Raw genomic sequence first — 22,653 nt, 5'->3', positions numbered from 1 at the left:
AAACCGGTGGTCATCTGTTGATAAAAACAATTTGCATTTTAAACCCATTGCTTTGAAAATACTGATTGCTCCCGATTCATTTAAGGACTGCCTGAGTGCAAGCAAAGTTGCAACTTTTCTGGCTAAAGGCATTGCTTCAGTCAGCCATAAAACAGAAATCAAAACCATGCCATTGTCCGACGGGGGTGAAGGTTTTGTCGATGCCCTGACAACTGCTCTTGGAGCAGAAAAAGTAAGCTGCATGCTTGCTGATCCGCTGCTTCGCCCCATTCAGGCAAGCTACGCCATACACCACAAAAGCCAAACTGCCATCATCGAAATGGCTGCTGCTTCGGGGCTCGAATTACTGCAAGCCGCTGAACGAAATCCGTTGATTACCTCAAGCTATGGTACCGGCCAGCTAATGCGCGATGCCATCAACCGGGGTTGTCGTACCTTAATCATTGGCATTGGCGGCAGCGCAACAAACGACGGAGGAAGCGGGATGGCCCGTGCGCTTGGCTATCAATTCATTGATAAAAACCATCTGCCCCTTAACGATGGAGGTGGCGCACTTCAACAACTTGATGCCATCATCCAAAGTGAGATGTACCCACTCCTTTCAACAATCAGGATCCGGGCAGCTTGCGATGTCAACAATCCGCTGACCGGCCCCAATGGTGCTTCAGTGGTTTATGCCCCGCAAAAAGGAGCCAGTCCAGATCAAGTTGTATTGCTCGATCGAAACCTTCAACATTTGGGAGCCATCATTCTGCGTGATTTGAAAAAAGACATCACCCAAGTCCCGGGAGGTGGAGCAGCCGGAGGCCTGGGTGCAGGACTGGTGGCATTTGCAGGTGCGGAACTGAAACCTGGCTTCGCTCTTGTAAAAAAGCTGATCCACCTCGAAGATGCTGTTTTAGCTGCCGACCTGGTCATTACAGGTGAAGGAAAAATCGATGATCAGAGTCTCAATGGTAAAACACCGGTCGAAGTAGCCCGCCTGGCCCGAAAACACAACAAACAGGTCATTGCAGTGGTCGGAAGCACAGGGAAAAACCACCAGCTGGCAACCAAACTGTTTACTGCTGTTTACTCCCTTTCAGCAAAAACACAGTCAGCAGCCGAAAGCATACAAGATGCCCGCCGACTGCTGACCGAAATAGGTAAAGAAATAGGAACTACCTATTGTATTGAATAAGCTGTTATTCCCTGCTAACTCAGAAATTTCTTTCTCAAATCATCCACTTCTTTTTGCCCTATGGGTACCAATTCGCCCATGGGTGCAGCCATGGTCAGCGATTTGGCACTGAACTCAGCCACTTCAAGGCGGTCGAAAGTTCCCAATAATTTATCGCCGGTAACAATTACCGAATCGTTTTCAATGATCGCTGCAGGTACGCTCTCCGAAATCAAATCAAGCAGGGTGTCATTGTTCTGAAAATGAGATCCAAAAGGAACATTGGGTACATCCTGAAGGAAGATCCAGCTTTCAGGAATGGTACGTACATCAAATTTATCACCCGTTACACCGTAAGCCATCAGGTAGGGCGACTGCGTGAGAATGATGGAATTAATGTGCGGATTTCGGCGGTACAATTCCTGATGCAGCCAGGTAGATCGACTCGGAATTTTACCGGGCTCCCGCTTCCCGTCTCTTATTTGAACCACGTCCTCACGAACGATGTCCCAGCGCGAAACATTGGTGGGTGTAATCAGAAAATCGTTGCCTCTCCACCGCCGTGATACTGTTCCGTAAGAACTGATCATTAAGCCCTGCTGACAGGCACGACGCACAATGCGTACAATTTCCTCCCTGATTTCCCGCTCATCCGAAGGATGTTCCACTACGGCCTGCTCGGGAAGCAAATGCGGAATTTGCGCTTCAAACTCATCGATCTGAGCATCCGACAAAGACTTTACGCGACCAATGGTTTTACCGTTGATGATGGTTCGGGCACTGAACTCAAGGGTTTCGAAACGTTGAAAGGCATCCTGTAAATCGCTGCCTCCTACAACCGTTCCATGATTTTCCATGATAACCGCCTTGAAGTCCTGTCGAAAAACATTGGCAATGCTGTCACCCAGATCGTCGCTGCCCGGTAAGGCATAAGGAGCATAACCAATGGGACCGCAAACATTTTTGGCCTGCGGAATTACGTTGGTATCGGGAATGGTACGAACAATACTGAACGACACCAATGCCGGCGGATGCGCATGAATCACTGCTTTAATATCGGGGCGGATATCATAAATGGCCTTATGAAACGGAAACTCCGACGAGGGCTTGTGCTTCCCGACAATGCTGCCATCGCTCTTAACCAAAACGATGTCGCTCGGACGGAGTGAACCTTTATCGATGGCCGAGGGGGTTACCCAAATATCACCCTGCTCATCAATTACTGAAATATTACCTCCCGAAGTAGTGGTAAGTCCCCTGTTGTATATCCTTCCGATGATTAAGATAATCTGATCGCGGGGATGCATCAATTCAACATCTAATTCATTCATAGCGTTAACAATTAGTGATCGTTAGTAAGTTTCAGAAATAACAAGAATCCTTCTGTCCTTTCCTGAAACAGTAAAACTGAGCACTAATTTAAAAAATAAGGCAGTGAAATACACTGCCTTATTGGTAAAATGAAAAATTATCATCTAAACTTAACGGATAACAAGTCGCGACAAGGCCTGGTTTTGTCCGTTCCGAATTACCACCAGATAAACCCCCTTGTTCAAATCAACATCAAATGTAGCACTTGAAACGGGCACTGCCACACTGCGTTGAAAAACTTCCTGCCCCGCCGTGTTAAACAAAGCAACACTGGTAAATTCATGTTCACTTTGAATGGTAAAGTGATCACTTGCGGGATTAGGGAAGACAGCCAGTTCGCCCATTGTTCCAATTTCTTTAATACCCACCGTTTGATTACTCACTACCAACTCGGCCGTTCCCTTAACTCCTACAGCATCCCACGATGCAACGGTTATCGTTGCGGTTCCGTCGGCCAATGCAGTTACCAGCCCGTTCTGATCGATGGTGGCAATGCCAGCCGGAGCAATGCTCCAGGTAATGTTTTTGATGGTGGCATTGGCCGGAAGTAATTCTGCATTCAAATCGAGCGTTCCATCCTTTTCATCGATGGCCAATTCACCACTTTGGGCCGTAATATTGATCGATTCAACATTTTGCAGCGTATCGTTAACAAATGCTTTCAGCCAGGTAAGCGCAGGACGTTCCCTTCCGTCGGGGGTAATCAGGTAGGCCCCCTGTTCGGTACGCCACAATCCATGACGAAAGCCCCAGAAAGTCACTCCGGCTACTCCGGTATGATTCCAGAAGATAGGGAATACACGCATCATCTCCTTTAGCTGTTCCCGGTCGGTAGGACCATCAATATCAACTTCGGTAAGGTAAATGGGAAGGCCAGTTGCAGCCAGCGCATTCAAATTGTTTCTCAGCACGGTGGCCGAAGTATTTTTTGTAGTGAAAGCATGTGCCTGTTCTCCTATTCCGTCGATCAGATTTTCTTCCTTCAGTAAATTAATCAGCTTCAGGTACTTTTGTGTTTCATTGCTGCTGTTGATCACGCTGTACTCGTTCAAAATCAGCTTCGAGTTGGGAAAATACTGTCGTGCCAGCCTGAATCCTTCAAGCAGCCATTCCCACCCCGATTCACCTGCTCCGCCAAGAGCACCCGAATAATCGACATTGGGCTGGTTAGTACCCCAGGGCACCATGCCGTTGGGGGCATTATGCAAAGGTTCGTTCACCACCTCGATCATGTCGATGTCGGGGTAGCGATTGGCCAGGGCAGCGTACCATTCTTCTATTTCCTCGCGCTGTTGGGCCGAATCGAGCGCTCCGATCCATCCGGGTTGCTGAGCTCCCCACAACATGGTATGCTGCTTGAACAACATGCCATAGCGCTTGGCAACATGATAGGTCGAATCGAGTGTCGTCCAGTTCATTTGATCCCTTGTTCGTTCAACACTTCCCCACTTTCCTGCATTTTCGGGCGTACTCTGATTCCACAGATCGGCAAAGTCCTGCGACTGATTATAATTCCAGGCACTGCCTAAAAATTTGTCACTGTTCATGGCAATGGGCCGAACTTTCGGGACGGCATATGGATCTTCAACACCGGCCTCACCTTTGTCGAGCTGATCGACTGTAAAAAAGAGTTCGGCCTGCGCAAATACCAACTTATCAATCAGCAAGCCATCTTCACGTGCACCAATCTGAAATTGTTGGGTAAGCGAGTCGGGGGCCACATAAAATACCAATGGTGGAGCATCGGCAGCATATTCCGAAATGTTGATCCATTTCCACACCTGACTTCCGGCATCTCCCTTTCCATCAACAATTGCATCAGTCGCAGTATAACCACCGGCTGCCAGTCCGTTTACCCTGATCCAGTCGGCATCGCTCAGCGGATCCTTTATTCCGAATCCGTTTCCATAGAAATAACTGTCATCATCGAAGGTTTGTGCCCCCACATTGATGCGGGCATACAAATCGTAATGCCCCGAAGCGGGAAAAGTTAATTCGTAAGTTACGACCCTTTCAGCACTTCCCGGATTCAAAGCGTTGATCAAAGCCGATGCCGGTGAAATGGCTGTTACCCCATTCATCTCAAGCGTCTGAATTTCGCTTCCCGCAGTACCCCACTCTGCCTCGATCACTAAGGGAAACTGCTGTGCGTGTAGGCTAAGGCCTGCAAACAATACGATTACGCATGTAATGCTAAACTTTCTTTTTCGTTGCATGTATTTGTTTTTTTGCATTTGATTACGAATTATTCTACCACCAGTTTCTGACTGTGCTCAATGGCTTTGCCGATAAATTTAATAACATAAGTGTCGGGAGGCAAATCAGCCCTGAAACTATGGTCCTTCTTACCAATGGTTTCGGTATGCATTACCCGGCCATCACGTTTAATAATTACCATTCTGAAAGGAAACTGGTCCTCCAATCCATCGATATTCAATCCTAATTTAAAAGCCATATTCTTTTCTCTTTGATCGTGAAACGTTATGTAAGCCCTTTGCCAAATATTTTCCAGTAAGCGTTCTTCACCGTGTTACCTGAACTTACCGACTAATCAGGCATCCCGTTTAAAGCTATCAACTGTGTATTAACAAGCAGTACAAAAACACGATTTTTGACCTTTTTTAGCGCGCTCGCTGATCAAAAACGTTATTTTTAACACCTGCATCAAAAATATTTCGACCCTGGGTATGGAGAAGACCATCCATTTTTTGATCATGTACACGATGCTGGTGCTGTCGTTGTTCCTTTTTTACAAGGGACGAAAACACCCGGCCAGTCTGATGCTGGGCATCTACGCCCTGGTAGAAGTGCTGACCAATGGGATCAACAGCATAAACCTGGCAGCCGGTGGTGGTTTCTTTTATCATCATCCCTATACCCATTTTATATGGAAACCGCTGTACTGCCTGTGGGTACCCTTGTTTTACCTGTATTTCAGGCATGAATTATCGTCTGAGTTCAGGCTAAAAAGGAAGCATTTGATTCACTTAATCCCTTTTATAGCCTTTCTCCTGTTCTTCCTTGGGATATGGGTTTTCAAAGGAAATAATTTTATCCGCGACCAGCTTTATATCGAAAATTCAATGGTTTACAATTCGGTGCTGGCAATTGATGTGACCGTTAAAATTCAATACCTCATTTACAATGTTCTCATGATTGGCAGTTTGCTAAAATTTGAGAAAAGCTACAGAGATCAGACAAAGCGGACTTTCACAGCTCAGGTGAATTTGAACTGGCTTCGTTTTATAGCCTATGGCTACGCCTTTGCCTGCCTTTCGAATACCATTGCTTTTTTTGCCAGGCAGCAGGATATGATAGTCGCTGACACCATCAACCTCATAAGTATCAGCTACTTTTTTGTGTTCTTTTTTATAATATTTTTCAATACCATTACCCGAAAAACATTTGATTTTGGCTTGCAGGTTAAAAGTAACACATTAAGCGACAGCGAACTATCCTTATTAATGGAGAAAATTGATCATGTGATGGAGAAAAAGGCGCTCTACCTGCATCCTGAATTAAACCTTCAGAAAATTGCGGCCGAACTCAATGAAAAAGATCGCCAGGTCTCCCATGCTATCAACAGCATCAAAAAACGGAATATCAACGACTACATTAACTATTTCAGGGTGGTTCATGCATGCCGGCTGCTGCAGTCTGATAAGAATAAGCCGGTTTTTGAAATTATGTACGAATCGGGGTTTAACACCAAGGGGGCATTTAATCTGGCCTTTAAAAAGATGACAGGAAAAACTCCGTCACAATACAGGGACGATGCATTTAAAACAAAGGCAAATGATTAAAATTCATCATCGTCTGCCCTCAATTTACAAGAATAGTGACCCTGCCTAATAACTCAATTCAACCGAAGATGTTTTTGTTTCCGTTTTAACCGGAATGAGTTCGTTGCGCTCCAAATCAAGCAAAGCCATGGCCGATGGTTTAAAATGATGCTCACAAACCGGAACCAGGTACCATTCACTGCATCCCGCTTCCACTTTCTGCACATGCACTACATTACTGGCCATGCATTTACAATTGGCTCTCGAACAAAAAGGTGATCCTGTTCCGGATCTTAATTTCCAATATGCAAGCCAGCTTCCATATTCACTGGCCTGGTCATCAACACAACGGAGATTTCGAACTAACATCATTTGTGATCAGGTTTAATTTAAAAATCAAATTACCTTCTCCTCTCCCGATTGAACTTCTCCCCCTAAATACTTACTGAATCGGGTTTCTCGCCTATTTCTTCAGCAAGATAAAGATGCTGTACTTCAATTCCATTTTTTTTGTGTGAATGGTACAAAATTTTGAGTGAATGGTAAGTTTTATTGAGTAAACCGATTTTTCCCATTTTAATTCCTACTAAAAAAAACAGTCCCGATCACAATAAGGGATCGGGACTGTCCATACAGCTTGTCACTTACAGCTGATCGCCGTTTGCAAGCAGATATTCTTCGGCTTCTACACTCCAAAGCCCTTTGTTTGCTGCTACCATCCCGGCCAGTTTGGCGTAAACCGGATTGGTCTTGCCTTTCTCGGCAAAATCGGTCAAGGGAGTCAGGGGCATTTCAAGATGCGTATAAATCAACTTTTTACCACCGGGAATATTAGGCAGATTGAGTGTTGTTTCAGCCACAGCATTCAAACCACCAATGTGGGTTACCAGTCCGGCAGGATCAAGGCCTTTGCTCATAATATCGAGCGCCTCAACCATGTCGTCCATATTTCCGCCCGAGGTGCCAACAATGTGCGTATAGGCATAATGCACATTATAAAAGTTCAATTCGGCTTTTAAATTGGTATTCGACGGTCCTGCAAAGAAATTCAGACAGCCATCAAATGCCAGCACTGCATCCGCCTGTTCAATCACCGGCTTCACAGGTGCAAACACAAACACATCGTCATACCCCTCGCCATTAACAAGCGCTTGCAGGGCATCTACCGGATTTTCAACATTGCCCGTATTCAGATAAACCAGCTCAATGCCTTTTTCTTTGGCCGATTCTACGGTATAAATCTCTGCCGCCCTGTCCAAACGCGCCTGGTCAATGTCGGTCACCACGCAAATCCCTGGCTTTCGGTCGGCACGGTTAATCACATAGTTAATGGCTGCCAGCCCCATGGGACCCACGCCTGCCAAAATCGCCATTTTTCCACCATCCACAATTTCCATATTGTGCAGGTACGATCCGGGCGTTGTATGGTAATTGGCATGCATGGCTCCAATTACGCAGCTAAGCGGCTCGGCCAGCGATGCGGGATAGTAACCCGGACCATCATAAATCAGCAAACAATCCTGTTCGAGCACATCTTTGGGAATAATCACATACGTTGCATCGCCCCCTACATATTGGTAAGAGTAGCCCGGAGCACTCAACACCCCCACCGGTCCGTCTTCGTAATAAATGGCCGGCTGAATCGAATATTTTTGTCCGGGTTTAAACTTGTCCTTCCATTTTGCACCCACTTCAACAATCTCGCCCGCAAATTCATGACCAATAATAATCGGCTGTTCTGCCACATTATCGGGCACACGCTTATGATCGCTTCCTTGTGTTGCCGCCTTGTAGCTCGACATACAAATGCTGTCGCTCACCACTTTGGCCAATATTTCATCATCTTTAATTGCCGGAAGTTCAAACACTTCCATACGCAGATCGTTTTTACCGTACAATCTAACTGCTTTCGTTTTCATTCTATATCCTGTTAAATAGGCATTACTGCCCTTCGTTTATATTGATTATTTGGCGGGCTGATCGGCCTGCGGCTGCAAGTCCCGCTATGGGCGTCATTTGCTCACAGGCGCTGCGGTGGCTCCCTTTGGTCGCCTCCTCGCTGCCGTTCGCAATGTGCCGCCCATAGCGGGAGCTTTTCGCCTCCGTCCGGCCCGGCGCACCAATGCTGCCGTATCAGCTATTTCTTGTTGCTATAAAGTCTCTCAATTCTGCGGCCGAATCTACAATGATTTCACATCCGGCCTGTTCTAATTCATTTTCCTTAGCATAACCCCAGCTCACTCCCAGCAGCTGCATTCCTGCATTTTGTGCCGTTTTCACATCAACAGCCGAATCACCAACAAACAAAACCTCTGCCGGATCGAGTTCCAGTTTTGAGGCAATGTGCAAGGCTCCAGCCGGAGCGGGCTTTTTAGGATATTCATCCATTTGCCCCAAAATGATGTCAAAATGAAAAGCTTTCAACAACTTTGAAGCAATCAGCATGGTTTGGTCATGCGGTTTATTGGTGTTAATGGCCATTGGAATTTTTTCTTCATGTAGCCAATCCAACAGTTCCGAAATCCCTTCAAAAAGCTTGCTTTCATCTACAATATTTTCTTTGTAGCTCACTTTGTACTCTTCAAGAAAGGCATCCACTACTTCTTCCTTTTCAGCCAATTCAGGGGGAAGTGCCAGTTGCACCAGTCGGCGGGCTCCGTTACCGATAAAGCCAACATAATCATTTACCGAATGCCTTGGCAATCCGTGTTTATCAAGAACCTTATTATTGGCATTTGCAATATCTGCAACTGAGTCAAGCAGGGTGCCATCGAGGTCAAATATGATTCCTTTTAATGCTTTCGTCATTTTACTATCATTATTTTTTGAGCAAACGGCTCATGATCCAGGTGGGTAAGCAAACAATAACTGCCACCTGGAAGTTGTAACCCGTTTAAAGAAACAACATGACGACCGACCTTATAGTTTGCATCGGTCAGCTGCTTTATTCTTTTTCCGCTTAGTGCATACAGTCCAATACTTACATGCTGCGAATGTTCCAGTTCAAAAACCACTTCAGCCCGGTCGGTTAACGGATTCGGAAAGATATTAAAAACAGGTTTCCGCTTCATAAATTCCCCAATGCCCGTTTCAACCGATGATTCATAACATCCCAGATCAGGAGCCGTACCATTGAACGAAAATCCAATGTCGATTCCCTGATCAATCAGATCGCTGCCCTCAACAAGCTGCAAAAAGCCGGTTTCGGGCAAGGTCCCATTTTCTGCCCGCGAAGCAGTTAACAAGGCTTCATCGAGGCTTATAAAATCATTCTGATCAGCCTTCAGCTTCAAATCAAAATAATTGTTTTCCAGCTCACAGGCCAACTTATCAATGTTGCTTAGCTCGGCATAAGTCGCACCAAAACCCAGGTTATTCACCATGTGGTGCCCCCAGCCCGGTACATCCACCAGATAAGTTTCCTGGCTGGTACCTTCGCGGTTCAGCATGTTGTAATTGCGTTTGTTGCGATAGGCAGTGTTGTTGTACCACTTGTTTCCTCCCGGATGATGGTTGGCATAAAATCCGCTTTGCTTATTTCCCACAGCCAGGCAAAACCGGATGGTATTTACGGGCACCACGTCGGGCAACCGATCGGGCGAAGTACTGCCATAACCGCCACACTTAAAGCCGTTTCCGTCGCCACGACTAATAAAACCAGGCGAGTAACCATTGTAAAAAGCCTGACAACTGTCGATCAGCACCGGCTCATGCGAGTTGATCAGATCGAAGCCGTCATCGCTGTTGAACCAGGCACGGCATCCCTTGAAAATATTGCCCCGGCTACCCTCGCTCAAATGTGCCCCAAAGCCGTCGACATTCCCGCCCCGGCCATCTTCCGACACCGGATCATAATTTCGGTAAGCATCACAATTCAGGACTAAATTGTATGACCCCTCGAGCAGGTAAACGCCGATGGCCATCCCATCGTGCATCGATACATTTTCGATGATGTTGTAGCTTCCTTTTACTTCGAAGCATTCCGACTGGGTATGGGTTTTAATAGTCACCTGCACACCAACAATTTCAATTCCTCTGATGTGGATGTTCGAAGCGGTAAGATAAAAGGCAATTACCCGTTTACCGGCCGGCTTTATATTGGAAAAATCAAAAACAGGCTGTTCTCCCGGATAGGCAAAATAACAGATCCGCTTGCCTGTGGTTCCGCTTTTATCAAGCACTGTTACGTAGGCCCAGATATCTTTATAAGCTGCAATCTGGCCCTCACGCATGCTGTAGCTTCCTCCTCTGATGTACACCGTATCGCCGGCACCAACACTTTGCTGTGCCCTGCTGATGCTTTCAAAAGGATATTTCAGCGTACCGGTAGCACTGTCGCTGCCGTCGGGAGCAACATAAACCGTTCGCCCGAAACCATGCATGGCCTGCAAAAACAGAAGTACCAACAACAGGTATTTAAACAATAATCTCATGTGTCAATTTTTTCTTATTTTCCGACTGCCCTTTGACCAACCAATATTGGATATTGGATATTCTACATTCAAAATTTAAAAATCCAATAATGAATAAGCAATATCCAATTTCCAATACTTTATGAATGTTAGTGCAGCAACCAGCAACCAGCAACCAGCAACCAGCAACCAGCAACCAGCATCTAGTTCAGCATAATCTGACCGCCACTAACCGGCACTGCCTGTCCGGTTTCGTTTTCCTGCTCGATCACATAGAAAACCGCCCTGGTCACATCGGCCGGTGTACAACCTTTGCCAAGCGGAACCTGTGCTAAATAGAACGCTTTCACATCGTCGACTGTTTTCGCACCAGGCACTTTTCCGGCATTGAGGTATTGAACAAACAAACCATTTTCGGGATCGCTCCACAGCGGGCCTTCGTAAAAATTACCCGGACAAATGGAGTTCACCTTAATGCGGTCGGGCGCCAGTTCAAGCGCAAACGACTGTGTTAAGCCAATTCCGCCAAACTTACCACCGGCATAAGCAAAGTTTTTCCTGCTGCCGGCAAGCCCCGATTTTGAGTTAATCTGTACCACATCGGCATACATTTTATCGTTGTGCGATGTTTGTAATTTCATTACCGGAGTTACCGCTTTAACGCCATAAAAATAAGCGTTATAGTTAATTTTGGTTACCAAATCAAAATTCTCGGGCGTCATTTCGTCCAGACCGCCTGCACGCAGGATTCCGGCATTGCTCACATACACGTCAATACCGCCAAATTCGCAAACGGTTTCATAAACCAGCTTATTCAACGATGGCATTTCGGCCACATTGGTTTTTACAAAAATTGAACGACTGCTATTTTTAATCCCGTTAAACGAAGCTGCCGTTTTTGCTCCCACTTCATCATTCAGGTCGGCCACAACAATGTTGGCGCCATTTTCTTTCATAATACGGGCAATGCCTTCGCCAAACCCCTGTGCAGCGCCGGTAACAATCGCAACCTTGTTCTCTACACGTCCGGCCGAAGCACCTGCCGATACCTTACGTCGGTAATTTTCTACCTCCCAGGTATCAATGAAATTGATCTGTTCTGGAGTCATGAAATGCTGACCGCCAAACGATTCGCTCAGCCAGGAAATTTTCATGGCATCTTCAAAAACTTCTTTAATAATGGTTGACTGTGCGGCATTGTCACCAACCGACAACATGCCAATACCCTTGATAAATACCACTTTGGGAGCATAACCGTTGGCAGACACAAAACTTTCGTATTGCTTTTTAAAAGCTGCAATGGTCAATTCAGGCGAACCAACCTCATCGATATAAATATATTTCGACTTGCAGTAAACAATGCTGTCAGGGTTAAACGGCAATTCAACTTTTTGAAATGCCTGGGCGCTGGCATTGAATTTTTCAACCAATTTCGAATTCGTCACCTTGATAATTTTTAACCCTTCAGTCGAGACCATAGCACGAATTGCAGGTACTACCGCTGTAACATGCTCTGCAACCGGAAGCGCGGTTTCATCAACCGGCGTTTGAATGGCTTTTTCAATATTGGCCATTATGTCATCGTAAATGGCCTTCACTTCATCGGTGGTATCGGCACTTACAAAAATACCATGGTTCTGAAGTAAAATTACCTTTGGATCGTATCCTTTCGCTGCCCTGAAATCTTTTATTTTAGCTTCAACAGCTTTAAAGAGGATGTAGCCGGGGTCGATATAAGGAATATAAACAGCTTCAGCTCCAAATATTTCAAGCACCAATTCTTCAGCTTTGTTGCTGCACATAATTCCATTAACCAGTGTTGGGTGCAAATGAATTACAAACTTGTAGTTAATTGCATTATGAAAAGACGTTTCAACCGATGGACGTTTGTCTTTAGTGATGGTCGCATCTGCTAAATCGTCTTTAATCTGGCGTTCACGTTCAAAGGCATCTTTGCTATATTCATTCTCCGATATTTTTGCCAATTTTTCACGATCCATCACGGCAAAGCCTTCTTCTGTAATGGTCGATAATGCAAAACCACTGGCTTTCACCCACAGTTTATCGTCGGTTTTGAACGAAGTATTACCACCGCCGGCAATCACCATCGCTTTGTCTTTCCCGTAGAATTGGGATATTTCTATTAATGATTGTATTTCTTTCATTTCAAACAAGTAATTAGTCATTGGTCATTGAGTCATTGAGTCATTGAGTCATTGGTTCCCGATGTCGTTACCCTCATCGGGACTGGTCGCTTTAGCTCCCTGCATTAGTTAAAAAGTCGTTAAGTCATTCGCGTTATTATAGCAATAGTTTTCAATTGTTTTCAATCGCTTTCAATTGCCTTCAATTGCCTTCAATTGCCTTCAATCGTTTTCCGAATCACCTCATCACCCAACTTTACATATTCATCGCGCTTTGCAATGTCGGCAACACCATTTTCATCAACATATCCCTTTTTACCTTGGGCTACCAGGTGCTGATGGGCAGCTACAACGCATGCCCCTTTATAGTTCAGTTCAAGCATGGCCGGCGATAATTTTTTATTCTTTTCAACATGCACCTCGATGGGTTCCATAGCCGGCGAATTATGCTCGGTCCCGAAAGTAACCACAAAACCATTGTCCCAAAAAAACTGCGAATACGCTTCGAGTACCGGAGCTGTATTACGGGTTGGAATAAGTTCAATGGAAGCAAAGCCACGCTCTTTCAATATTTTCAGGGCTTTTTCTTTATCACCTTCAAAATCGGTAAACTGCCCGTCGCCAAAGTCGGCCAAAAACGGATAGGTTGGTATTCCGCCGGCATGAAGGATAATCTGGCGCACATCTTCCATTTCGAGAAAAGCGGCCGGACTTTCAGGCACAAAGGCTGCACCCCCTGCTTTTAACAGGTTACCACGTATTTCGTTTTCGATGGCAGCCAAATCGTTCAGACTGCTTTTTAAAACTTTGCCACCAAATACTTTTTCGTAGAAAGCATTTTTTTCTTCATCGATATTAAATGCTTCATCCACCTTCATGCGCAAGGCCGTTGCCAGGTGACGCTCGCGAATACTTCCTTTGGTAAGCTCTTTCTCAACCTTTTTGAAATCAATTGAAAAAGGAGCATCAATCGAATTCAGCAATTCATTCATTTTTTCACACATCATTTCAACATGATGATTTGATTCTGCCTTTACATCGTTGAGCTGTTGCAGGTATGGATCTTTTAAAATTTGCGGAAAAGCCAGGCCCTTACCACTGATGTAGGTACGTCCGGGGTTGTTGGGGTCGTTTACCCGAATACCTTTTGCCTGATCTTCTTTATTCAAACTAATAAACTCGATATTGAACAATGGATAAAGATCGCGTTTTTTGCATTCTTCAGCCCATTCGGCATACCCTTCAGTCGCATAAAAGTCGTTTATACCAAGCACTTTTACCCCTTCGGCTTTGGCCATATCCAGCGCCTGCGGGATACTTTCAAATGCCGAAAATGAGTAGGGCGTGTGCATGTGGGCGTTGACAAAAGCCCCTCCCAGCCCTCCCCAAAATGGAGGGTTCTGGGTTTCCAGGTTATTGTTATTTTCGTTCATCTAAAGATTCATTTTTTCGCCCTTTCAGGGCTTGATATACTAATTCATTCCTGTCTCACAGGGCTTTGCCCTGTGCTGGTGATTGCGCCCCGTTGGGGCTTTTATATTGAATATTGGTTATTCTAAATACCAACAACCAACATTCAATACGTTATAGCTACGAGCTTGCAGCCCTTAAAGTCCTCCCCCTTTGGGGAGGATTTAGGAGGGGCTTACACCCCTGCCTTTGATCTTCTGATTTGCTCGGCATCGGTAAAATTCTGGCCGGGCACGTAATCTTTCAGCGGTACCATTTTTTCGTGGATCGCATCGAGGAACCAGCTGGGTTGTGGGAAGAAAGCATCTTCCAACTCATAAGCCGGGGTAATCCAGTTGCGTGCGCCAACCACCACTGCCGGTGCATCGAGGTAGTCGAATGCCAGTTCGCTGATGTTGCGGGCAAGGTCGTTCAGGAACGATCCGCGGGCATTGGCATCACCCGAAATAATAATGCGGCCGGTTTTCTTAACCGACTCAATTACTGCTTCGTAGTTAAACGGCACCAACGAGCGGGCATCGATTATTTCGGCACTCATTCCATATTTTTCTTCCAGCTCTTTCGCTGCATCGAGTGCACGGTACAAGGTGGCTCCAATGGTGAGGATGGTTACATCCTTTCCTTCTTTTTTCACATCGGGCTCGCCAAACGGAATTTCGTAATACCCTTCGGGCACGCCGCCTTCGTGAAATTGCTCGCCCACATCGTAAATCCGCTGACTTTCGAAGAAAATCACAGGGTCCGTTCCCTGTAAGGCTGCGTTCATCAAACCTTTGGCATCGTAAGGTGTAGCCGGGAAACAAACCTTCAGTCCGGGAATGTGGGCTACCAGCGAAGTCCAGTCCTGCGAGTGCTGTGCTCCGTATTTCGAACCAACCGACATGCGCAATACCACCGGCATTTTCAGCACGTTGCCACTCATGGCCTGCCATTTGGGCAATTGGTTAAACACTTCGTCGCCACAACGGCCCAGGAAATCGGTGTACATAATTTCGGGGATCACACGGCCGCCACACATGGCATAACCAATGGCTGTACCTACAATCGAAGCTTCCGAAATTGGTGAGTTGAACAAACGGTGATAAGGCAGCGCTTCTGTTAATCCACGATAAACGGCAAAAGCCCCACCCCAGTCGCGGTTTTCTTCTCCGTAGGCAATCAGGCTTGGATCCTTATAAAAACGGTCGGCAACGGCTTCGAACAAACCATCGCGCAACTGGTACTGTTTCATTTTTGAGAATGCTTTCCCATCCTTATCAAAAGCAAAACGCTCTTTACGGGCAATTTGCTGTACGCGCGGATTTTCTTCCATCGGATGGTTTACCTCCGGTTTGCCTTCGAGCATGGCATCAATCGAACCATTCGAAAAAATCATCTCGCCAATTTGCTCCGGTTTCTTTTGAATGTCCATTTTTGGCGAAACTTCATCGTTAATCGACAATTTAAACATATCGAGAATGACCGCTTTCACATCGTCCCACACACCATTCAATTGCTCTTCGCTGGCGACTCCGGCATCAACCAGTTGTTTTCCGTAACTAAACACACAGTCCTGTGCCTGCCATGCTTCCACCTCTTCCTTTGAGCGGTACGATGAAGCATCGGATGGAGAGTGCCCCGAGAAACGGTAGGTCAGTACATCGAGCAATACCGGCCCTTTTTTATCTTCAATTACTTTGCGCTTGCGTTTGTAAGCATCAATTACAGCCAGCGGGTTGTAACCGTCAACACGCTCGGCATGCATCTGGTCGGGGTTCACACCGGCACCAATACGCGCGGCAATGCCAAAGCCCATGGTTTCGCCACATGTTTGGCCACCCATTCCGTACTGATTGTTCATGATGTTGAAAATCACGGGAAGACCACCTTTCATCGAATCGTCCCATAACTGGCTGAACTGATCCATGGCTGAGAAGGTGATGCCTTCCCACACCGGACCGCATGCCATCGATGCATCACCAATATTGGCAACTACCAGTCCCGGTTTGCGGTTTACTTTTTTGAATAAGGCAGCCCCCACAGCAATATCGCCACTACCGCCTACAATGGCGTTATTGGGATAAACACCGAATGGTGTAAAGAAAGCATGCATACTTCCACCCAGCCCTTTATTGAAACCGGTTTCGCGTGCAAAAATCTCGGCCAGGGTACCGTAAATCAGAAAGCGGCGTCCCAGTTCTTTTACCGAGCCATTGAAATCTTTTTTCACCACATTCACCACATCGCCATCGAAGAATTCGTCCATAATTTTGGCCAATTCATCGTCACTCAATTTTGACATGGCACTTAAGCCCTTGGCCAGAATTTCGCCATGGCTGCGGTGCGAACCAAAAATAAAGTCGTCAACCGTAAGCGTGTAAGCCATACCAACAGCAGCCGATTCCTGTCCGATCGACAAGTGGGCCGGACCAGGATGGTTATAAGCAACACCATTGTATTCGCCTGTTGTTTTAATCAGGTTCAGCATGGTTTCGAACTCCCGGATGACCACCATGTCGTGGTAAATGCGCACCAACTCTTCATCCGAAAAGTTTTTTCTTTCTTCCTTAACAGTCTTCTGGTATTGGTTAACCGGAATATTTTTCAGTTTGATCTCAGAGGCTTTGCGCACTTCCGAAGGATCGATAAATTGTACTTTTGGCATATCGGTTTATTTATTATTTGCGATTTATTAATTATAATTTGAATGCTGTTGAAAGCGATTGAAAGCAATAGAAATCAATTGTTTTCAACTGCCTCCAATTGCTTCCCATTGCTTTCTAAAAGGAAAACACTGTTTCCTTAAATATTTCACTTACGGTTGGATGCGGGAATACTACTTCCTGCATTTCGTCGAGGGTCATTTCGGCTTCGATGGCGATGCAGGCCCCATAAATCATTTCACTTGATGGGTTCCCTAACATATGCACGCCCAACACTTCGCCATGTTTTGCACCAACCAGCACTTTACACAAGCCGTTTCCGCCTTCGTTTTCGGCAATAAACCGGCCGGCATAAGCCATGGGGAGCGTGGCAATTTTATAGTCGATCTTCTTTTCTTTTGCTGCGTCTTCGGTTAACCCCACCCCAGAAAATTCAGGATTGGTATAAACCACGCCGGGTATGGCATTGTAACGCATACGGTCGGCACGGCCGATTAGGTTGTTAACCACCACTTCGCCTTCGCGGCTGGCTGTGTGGGCTAATAATGAAAATCCGGTAACATCGCCCGCCGCATAAACATTGGGTATATTGGTACGCATTTTTTCGTCCACCTTGATGCCACCTTTAAAAAGCTCAACACCCAGGTTTTCCAGTCCAAAACCTTTGGTCACCGGGCGACGGCCAACACTTACCAATATTTTATCGCCGCTGACGCTGTGTTGCTTTCCGTCTTTTTCAAAAATAACTTCGTTCCCTTTTACTTCAGTGACTTTAGCTGAAAGGTTGAATTCGACCCCCTTTTTGGCATACTGCTCGCGCAACATCTTGCTCATCTCCTTGTCCATGCCGGTAAGGATTTCGGGCAGCATTTCAACAATGCTTACTTTAGTTCCCAGTGAATTGAAAATACTGGCGAATTCCATCCCGATAACACCTCCACCAATTACAACCAGCGATTCGGGTTTTTCTTTCAGTTCAAGAATTTCACGATTGGTTACAATAATATCACCTGAAGAATCGAGTCCCGGTATGGGAGGCACAAAAGCTTCCGATCCGGTGCACACCAACAGGTTTTTAGCTGTAAAAAGCTTTCCTGCTGCAGCAATTTTCACACCTTCGGCCGAACGGCTTTGGATAAATGCTTCGCCGATAACCGTCTCTACTTTATGGGCTTTCATTTTCATGCCCACGCCACCTACGAGCTTCTTTACCACCTTATTTTTACGTGCAATCATCTTTTTAAAATCGAAGGACACGTTTTCGGCTTCTATACCATATTTACTGCCACCAACAGCATTGTCGTACAGTTTGGCACTGTACAGCAAGGTTTTGGTTGGGATGCAGCCTTCGTTCAGGCATACCCCGCCCAGCTCTTTCTTTTCGAAAAGAACCACCTTGAGGCCTTTGGCTCCGGCACGCTCGGCAGCCACATATCCGGCAGGACCGCCACCGATGATGGCTAAATCAAATTTAATTTCAGCTGTCATATTTAAATTCATTTTGAAAACAATAGAAAGCAGTTGAAGGCAATCGAAGACAATTGTTTTCTATTGCTTCCAATCGTTTTCCATAGCTTATAATCCAATTTCCAAATTTTCAATTTCAACAGCCACCTGCTTTACAAAGCGGGTTGCTTCGCCGCCATCGAGGGCGCGGTGGTCGTAGGTAAGGCTGAGCCCGATGTATGGAACAAAGCCATAAACGCCATCGCCAAGATCCTTCGGACGGGGCACGATGGTATTAACACCCAAAATGGCAGCCTGTGGCAGGTTGATAACCGGAGTAAACATTTCAACGCCATAATTGCCAAGGTTTGAAACGGTAAACGAAGCCGCTTCGGGAGAAAGTAAATCGGGGTCGATGTTTCCTTTGCGGCATGCTTCAGCCACCTCTTTAAACTGGCTGGCCAGTCCGGATATTGAAAGATCATCGGCATTTTTAATGGCAGGCACCATTAATCCGCGATCGGTATCAACAGCCAATCCTAAGTGAACTTTGTTAAAGTACTTTACACTTTCGCCCATAAAATGCGCATTCACCTGCGGGAACTTTTTCAGGGCTTTGATGGTAGCGTAACAAACCATGTCGTTCAATGTAATATTGGTAGGATAGCCTTCGGCCATGGCAGCCTTCACCTTTTTACGCAAAGCAAGAATATTTCGGGCATCGGCTCCTAAATGGTGGGTGAGCTGTGCCGAGTTTTGCAGCGAAGCATGCATGGCTTTGGCAATGATTTTACGCATGTTCGACAATGGTTTGATCTCGAAATCGGAACCATAAACCGGGTTTCCGGCAGCCAAATCGCCACCTTTCACCGTTCCAGCCAAACCGCTGCCACTTTCAGCTTTAAGCGTAGTGTCTTCTTTGGCCATTTTTTTTGCCAGCGGACTCAGTTTCGGGCTGTTTTCGGCAGCCACCAGTACATCGCGCTCAATCACACGGCCTTTAGGACCACTGCCTGCAAGCGACGCCGTATCAATTCCTTTGTCCTCTGCTGTTTTTTTAGCACGAGGCGACACAAAACCAGCACCTTCAGTTTTAGCAATTGGCTCCGGTTTTTCATGCTTAACTTCTTTCTTTTCCTCAACCTCAACCTTAGTCTCAGTCTCAGCCTCTTCACCTCCTGGACGAAACTCATCGCTGCTTTCGCCTTCGCTGCCTATCACCAGCACATTTTCCAATACCGGCACTTCGTCGCCTTCGTCGTAGAATACGTCGAGTATGGTTCCTTCAAACTGGGCTTCCTCTTCAAAAGAAGCTTTGTCGGTTTCGTAAGCAAACAACAGATCGCCCACGCTTACCGTGTCGCCTTTCTTTTTATAAAACTCGGTGATGATACAACTCTCTACCGACTGCCCCTGCTTGGGCATAATTACAACATTTGCCATCTATCTTTCAGCTTTATTGATTCAATTTAATTCAACTTTATTGATTCAATTTAATTCAACTTTACAACACAAACCTACGAAGCCAAACTTGTTTATACAAGTTGTTTCAATTAAAAATTTCTACCTTCAAAAACACAGAAGCTTAATCACTGTTTTTCAATCTATTAAATCTACTTATTCATTTAACAAATCCCAACTTGTAAACACATCAATAAAGACAAAATTATATTCTACTCACTTCATTGCTGAAAAGTTTCTTACTTTTGAAGCGCTGTAATTTTTGATCAATACCAATTTAAACATGAGCACTTCCGATTTACCCCTGCATAAACTGATTTACGAACAATTAAGGCGACAAATTAGCGATGGCACTTTTGCCGAGGGTACCCTCCTGCCTTCGGAACATCAGTTGTGCTCGCTGTATCAGAGCACGCGGCCTACCATCCGAAAAGCACTCGACCGGCTTACGTCCGAAGGCTATATTAAAAAGCAGCAGGGCAAGGGAAGCATTGTAAAGGGAGTTCCAAGCGGAATTGGCATCCTTTCGTTTTCGGGGACTACCTCGGCCATTGGTCAGGAAAAGCTGACTACCCGCATCATCAGCGGACCGGAAATCAGAGCGTGGGAAAAAGCATTTTCCTTTAAAATCAGCGAAAAAGAAAAGGCCGTTGGCTGTTATTACCTCGAACGACTGCGACTGGTCAACAACCTTCCTGTTTTTTTCGACATCACCATGGTTCCCAACATTAACCTCCCACGCTTTTCGCAGCGCTCGTTCGAAAACAAATCACTGTTTGATATTCTAAGGAAGAATTACCAGCTGGAAGTAAAGGGAGGTGAACAGAAACTACAGGCCATCAAGGCCGACGAACGACTTCAGCACCATTTCAAAGTCAATGCCGACCACCCGGTACTGCAGCTCGACCGCAAAATGGAAACCAACCGGATCGATTTCTACCTTTACAGCCAGGTATTTTGTAATACCGAAAGCTATACCCTGTACGGGACTTTTTAGGTTGAGGTTAAGGTTGAGGTTGAGGTTGAGGTTGAGAGAGGGACAGATATTAAAGTATAGAAAGTTAATTTACACAATTGTCTACCTAAAAAAGCAGATACTGCAACCACTCCTGCCCGCTCTTTGTTTCTTTTGCAGGACCAATAAAAAAAGAAAAAAAATGAAGTATTCGGCCTACCTGATTCTGTTTCTGTTTTCAATGTTTATGTTTTCGTGCAAGGAAGACGAAGTGATTCCACCCGACAACAAGGAGGATGATGAAAACCCAGGCGAAAATTATACAGCCCCCGACTACCCCGACAACTATGTGGATATAGCCGGATGGAACCAGCGACAGCAATGGAACCTTGCCAATGTGCACGACCCTACAGTGGCAAAGGATGGCGACTACTACTACATGTGCCAGACCGACGCATCGTATGGAAACGCTCACATTGGACATGGCCATTTTCATTTCCGGCGCTCGAAAGATTTGGTTAACTGGGAATACCGTGGAGCGGCATTTTATGACCCGCCGGCATGGGTAAAAGATTCACTCAACAACATGCGCTCACGCGACGGGCTGCCGCCCATCGACCATCCCGACTATGGCTATTGGGCACCTGTTCTCCGCAAAGTCGGCAATCAGTTCCGACTCTATTACAGCATTGTGGTTACGAACCCGATTGTTGGTACCAACACTGATTATTCGTGGACCGAACGCGCCTTTATCGGCCTGGCCGTTACCGACGACCTCGCATCGAACGATTGGGTAGACAAGGGCATGGTGGTTTCATCGGAACCCGACGGGAAGGAAACGTACACCCGCCGCAACGGAAACGACTGGAGTGCCTATTTTCAGTTCAATGCCATCGATCCGTCGTTTATCGAAACACCCGAAGGCGAACACTGGCTGGTTTATGGCTCATGGCATTCGGGCATAGCCGCCGTTCAGCTCGATCCCGAAACCGGCAAACCCTACAGCTGGAACAAACTGAGCGACTACGGAGTCCGCATTGCCGGACGTGGCAACGTGAGCACCAACCGCTGGCAGGCGCTCGAAGGTCCCGAAATTATTTACAACGAAAACACCGGCTACTACTACCTGTTTCTGGCTTACGACGAATTGTCGGTGGCCTACAACACCCGTGTGGCACGGTCGAAAAATATTACCGGCCCCTATTTGGGATTGAACGGCATGAACGTGACCAACGGTGCCGAATGCTGGCCCATGCTGGTTCACCCCTACCGCTTTGACAATCATCCCGGCTGGGTGGGAATATCCCACTGTGCCCTGTTTCAGAATCCCGGGACGGGCGAATGGTTCTATACTTCGCAGGGACGACTCCCCGAAGGTGCTTATGGAAACCCATACGCCAACGCCATCATGATGGGCCATGTACGCAAGGTGGAATGGACTTCCGACGGCTGGCCTGTGGTAATGCCCGAACGTTATGCCGCCGTGCCTCAAACAGCCATCAGCGATTCGATGCTTGTTGGCAACTGGGAACAAATTATTATGGAATACCGCTACCGCGAAATGCAAACTTCGGTCAATTTTACCCTCAACTCCGATTACACCGTTTCAGGAGAACTCTCGGGAAACTGGTCGTACAACGCGGAGCAAAAACTGCTCACCCTGGGCAATTATGAACTCATTGTTCGCAATGGCCTCGACTGGGAAGCAGACCCCCGCACGCCAACCCTGGTGTATTCAGGATTGACGGGCTACGGCAAACCGGTTTGGGGAAAGAAAGTAGAGTAAGTTTACGGAATAATCAGCTTGCCAC

16 protein-coding genes are annotated in these 22,653 nt (G+C 46.3%); 4 read left to right on the top strand and 12 right to left on the bottom strand.

The genetic code is table 11. The features are described from left to right. The first annotated feature begins 52 nt into the window (after positions 1-52). Positions 53-1,180 (top strand): glycerate kinase, encoded by a 1,128-nt coding sequence (locus FHS86_RS10895; RefSeq protein WP_429413213.1) that lies wholly within the window; start codon positions 53-55, stop codon positions 1,178-1,180. Positions 1,181-1,194: 14 nt separating this feature from the next. Here FHS86_RS10895 and FHS86_RS10890 read toward each other — a convergent pair whose 3' ends face one another. The 3 genes from FHS86_RS10890 to FHS86_RS10880 all read right to left on the bottom strand — a co-directional run bounded on the left by FHS86_RS10890 (position 1,195) and on the right by FHS86_RS10880 (position 4,985). Then, positions 1,195-2,490 carry a class II aldolase/adducin family protein gene (locus FHS86_RS10890; protein WP_429413211.1) on the bottom strand — a complete coding sequence of 432 codons (1,296 nt, stop codon included), beginning with the start codon at positions 2,488-2,490 and terminating at the stop codon, positions 1,195-1,197. Between the two features lie 150 nt (positions 2,491-2,640). Then, on the bottom strand, positions 2,641-4,746 hold the full coding sequence (locus FHS86_RS10885; protein WP_429413209.1) for an endo-1,4-beta-xylanase: 2,106 nt from the start codon (positions 4,744-4,746) through the stop codon (positions 2,641-2,643). A gap of 29 nt (positions 4,747-4,775) precedes the next feature. Continuing rightward, positions 4,776-4,985, bottom strand: a complete 210-nt coding sequence (locus tag FHS86_RS10880) for a hypothetical protein (protein WP_429413207.1) — start codon at positions 4,983-4,985, stop codon at positions 4,776-4,778. A 232-nt stretch (positions 4,986-5,217) separates the two neighbouring features. On the opposite strand from FHS86_RS10880, the gene FHS86_RS10875 reads away from it, so the two are divergent. Then, positions 5,218-6,333 (top strand): helix-turn-helix domain-containing protein, encoded by a 1,116-nt coding sequence (locus tag FHS86_RS10875; protein ID WP_429413205.1) that lies wholly within the window; start codon positions 5,218-5,220, stop codon positions 6,331-6,333. A gap of 45 nt (positions 6,334-6,378) precedes the next feature. Here the strand turns inward: FHS86_RS10875 and FHS86_RS10870 are convergent, their stop codons facing one another. The 9 genes from FHS86_RS10870 to FHS86_RS10830 form a co-directional block, all read right to left on the bottom strand. Next, positions 6,379-6,684, bottom strand: a complete 306-nt coding sequence (locus FHS86_RS10870; protein ID WP_429413203.1) for a hypothetical protein — start codon at positions 6,682-6,684, stop codon at positions 6,379-6,381. 272 nt (positions 6,685-6,956) lie between these two features. Further along, the gene (locus FHS86_RS10865; protein WP_429413201.1) at positions 6,957-8,231 is read right to left on the bottom strand and encodes a zinc-binding dehydrogenase; all 1,275 of its coding nucleotides are present in this window, start codon (positions 8,229-8,231) and stop codon (positions 6,957-6,959) included. 214 nt (positions 8,232-8,445) lie between these two features. Continuing rightward, positions 8,446-9,120, bottom strand: coding sequence for an HAD family hydrolase (locus FHS86_RS10860; protein WP_429413199.1), 675 nt, complete (start codon positions 9,118-9,120; stop codon positions 8,446-8,448). Continuing rightward, entirely contained in the window at positions 9,117-10,745 is a 1,629-nt protein-coding gene (locus FHS86_RS10855; RefSeq protein ID WP_429413197.1) for a right-handed parallel beta-helix repeat-containing protein, read from the bottom strand. Before FHS86_RS10855 ends, FHS86_RS10860 begins: the two co-directional genes overlap by 4 nt. Positions 10,746-10,927: 182 nt before the next feature. Then, positions 10,928-12,889 carry an SDR family NAD(P)-dependent oxidoreductase gene (locus FHS86_RS10850; protein ID WP_429413195.1) on the bottom strand — a complete coding sequence of 654 codons (1,962 nt, stop codon included), beginning with the start codon at positions 12,887-12,889 and terminating at the stop codon, positions 10,928-10,930. A 191-nt stretch (positions 12,890-13,080) separates the two neighbouring features. Next, positions 13,081-14,301: a PHP domain-containing protein gene (locus FHS86_RS10845; RefSeq protein WP_429413193.1), complete on the bottom strand. Its 1,221-nt coding sequence runs from the start codon at positions 14,299-14,301 to the stop codon at positions 13,081-13,083. A 212-nt stretch (positions 14,302-14,513) separates the two neighbouring features. After that, positions 14,514-16,982 carry an alpha-ketoacid dehydrogenase subunit alpha/beta gene (locus FHS86_RS10840; RefSeq protein ID WP_429413191.1) on the bottom strand — a complete coding sequence of 823 codons (2,469 nt, stop codon included), beginning with the start codon at positions 16,980-16,982 and terminating at the stop codon, positions 14,514-14,516. 115 nt (positions 16,983-17,097) lie between these two features. After that, on the bottom strand, positions 17,098-18,468 hold the full coding sequence (lpdA, locus tag FHS86_RS10835) for a dihydrolipoyl dehydrogenase (RefSeq protein ID WP_429413189.1): 1,371 nt from the start codon (positions 18,466-18,468) through the stop codon (positions 17,098-17,100). A gap of 87 nt (positions 18,469-18,555) precedes the next feature. Then, a complete protein-coding gene (locus FHS86_RS10830) occupies positions 18,556-19,869 on the bottom strand; it encodes a dihydrolipoamide acetyltransferase family protein (RefSeq protein WP_429413187.1) in 1,314 nt (437 codons plus the stop codon). 301 nt (positions 19,870-20,170) lie between these two features. Between FHS86_RS10830 and FHS86_RS10825 the strand changes: the two genes are divergently transcribed. Both FHS86_RS10825 and FHS86_RS10820 read left to right on the top strand, forming a co-directional pair. Continuing rightward, entirely contained in the window at positions 20,171-20,884 is a 714-nt protein-coding gene (locus FHS86_RS10825) for a GntR family transcriptional regulator (RefSeq protein ID WP_429413185.1), read from the top strand. Between the two features lie 160 nt (positions 20,885-21,044). Further along, entirely contained in the window at positions 21,045-22,628 is a 1,584-nt protein-coding gene (locus FHS86_RS10820; protein WP_429413183.1) for an arabinan endo-1,5-alpha-L-arabinosidase, read from the top strand. Positions 22,629-22,653 lie beyond the last annotated feature (25 nt).

This window comes from Roseimarinus sediminis (assembly GCF_050433125.1).
Taxonomy (GTDB): domain Bacteria; phylum Bacteroidota; class Bacteroidia; order Bacteroidales; family Prolixibacteraceae; genus Roseimarinus; species Roseimarinus sediminis.
Note: the sequence above shows the minus strand (reverse complement) of the source record. Positions and strands in the feature narration are given on the sequence as shown.

Coding starts and splice junctions, on each gene's coding strand:
- FHS86_RS10890 (WP_429413211.1), bottom strand. CDS start 2,490: ATGAATGAATTAGATGTTGAATTGATGCATCCCCGCGATCAGATTATC.
- FHS86_RS10885 (WP_429413209.1), bottom strand. CDS start 4,746: ATGCAACGAAAAAGAAAGTTTAGCATTACATGCGTAATCGTATTGTTT.
- FHS86_RS10880 (WP_429413207.1), bottom strand. CDS start 4,985: ATGGCTTTTAAATTAGGATTGAATATCGATGGATTGGAGGACCAGTTT.
- FHS86_RS10875 (WP_429413205.1), top strand. CDS start 5,218: ATGGAGAAGACCATCCATTTTTTGATCATGTACACGATGCTGGTGCTG.
- FHS86_RS10870 (WP_429413203.1), bottom strand. CDS start 6,684: ATGATGTTAGTTCGAAATCTCCGTTGTGTTGATGACCAGGCCAGTGAA.
- FHS86_RS10865 (WP_429413201.1), bottom strand. CDS start 8,231: ATGAAAACGAAAGCAGTTAGATTGTACGGTAAAAACGATCTGCGTATG.
- FHS86_RS10860 (WP_429413199.1), bottom strand. CDS start 9,120: ATGACGAAAGCATTAAAAGGAATCATATTTGACCTCGATGGCACCCTG.
- FHS86_RS10855 (WP_429413197.1), bottom strand. CDS start 10,745: ATGAGATTATTGTTTAAATACCTGTTGTTGGTACTTCTGTTTTTGCAG.
- FHS86_RS10850 (WP_429413195.1), bottom strand. CDS start 12,889: ATGAAAGAAATACAATCATTAATAGAAATATCCCAATTCTACGGGAAA.
- FHS86_RS10845 (WP_429413193.1), bottom strand. CDS start 14,301: ATGAACGAAAATAACAATAACCTGGAAACCCAGAACCCTCCATTTTGG.
- FHS86_RS10840 (WP_429413191.1), bottom strand. CDS start 16,982: ATGCCAAAAGTACAATTTATCGATCCTTCGGAAGTGCGCAAAGCCTCT.
- lpdA (WP_429413189.1), bottom strand. CDS start 18,468: ATGACAGCTGAAATTAAATTTGATTTAGCCATCATCGGTGGCGGTCCT.
- FHS86_RS10830 (WP_429413187.1), bottom strand. CDS start 19,869: ATGGCAAATGTTGTAATTATGCCCAAGCAGGGGCAGTCGGTAGAGAGT.
- FHS86_RS10825 (WP_429413185.1), top strand. CDS start 20,171: ATGAGCACTTCCGATTTACCCCTGCATAAACTGATTTACGAACAATTA.
- FHS86_RS10820 (WP_429413183.1), top strand. CDS start 21,045: ATGAAGTATTCGGCCTACCTGATTCTGTTTCTGTTTTCAATGTTTATG.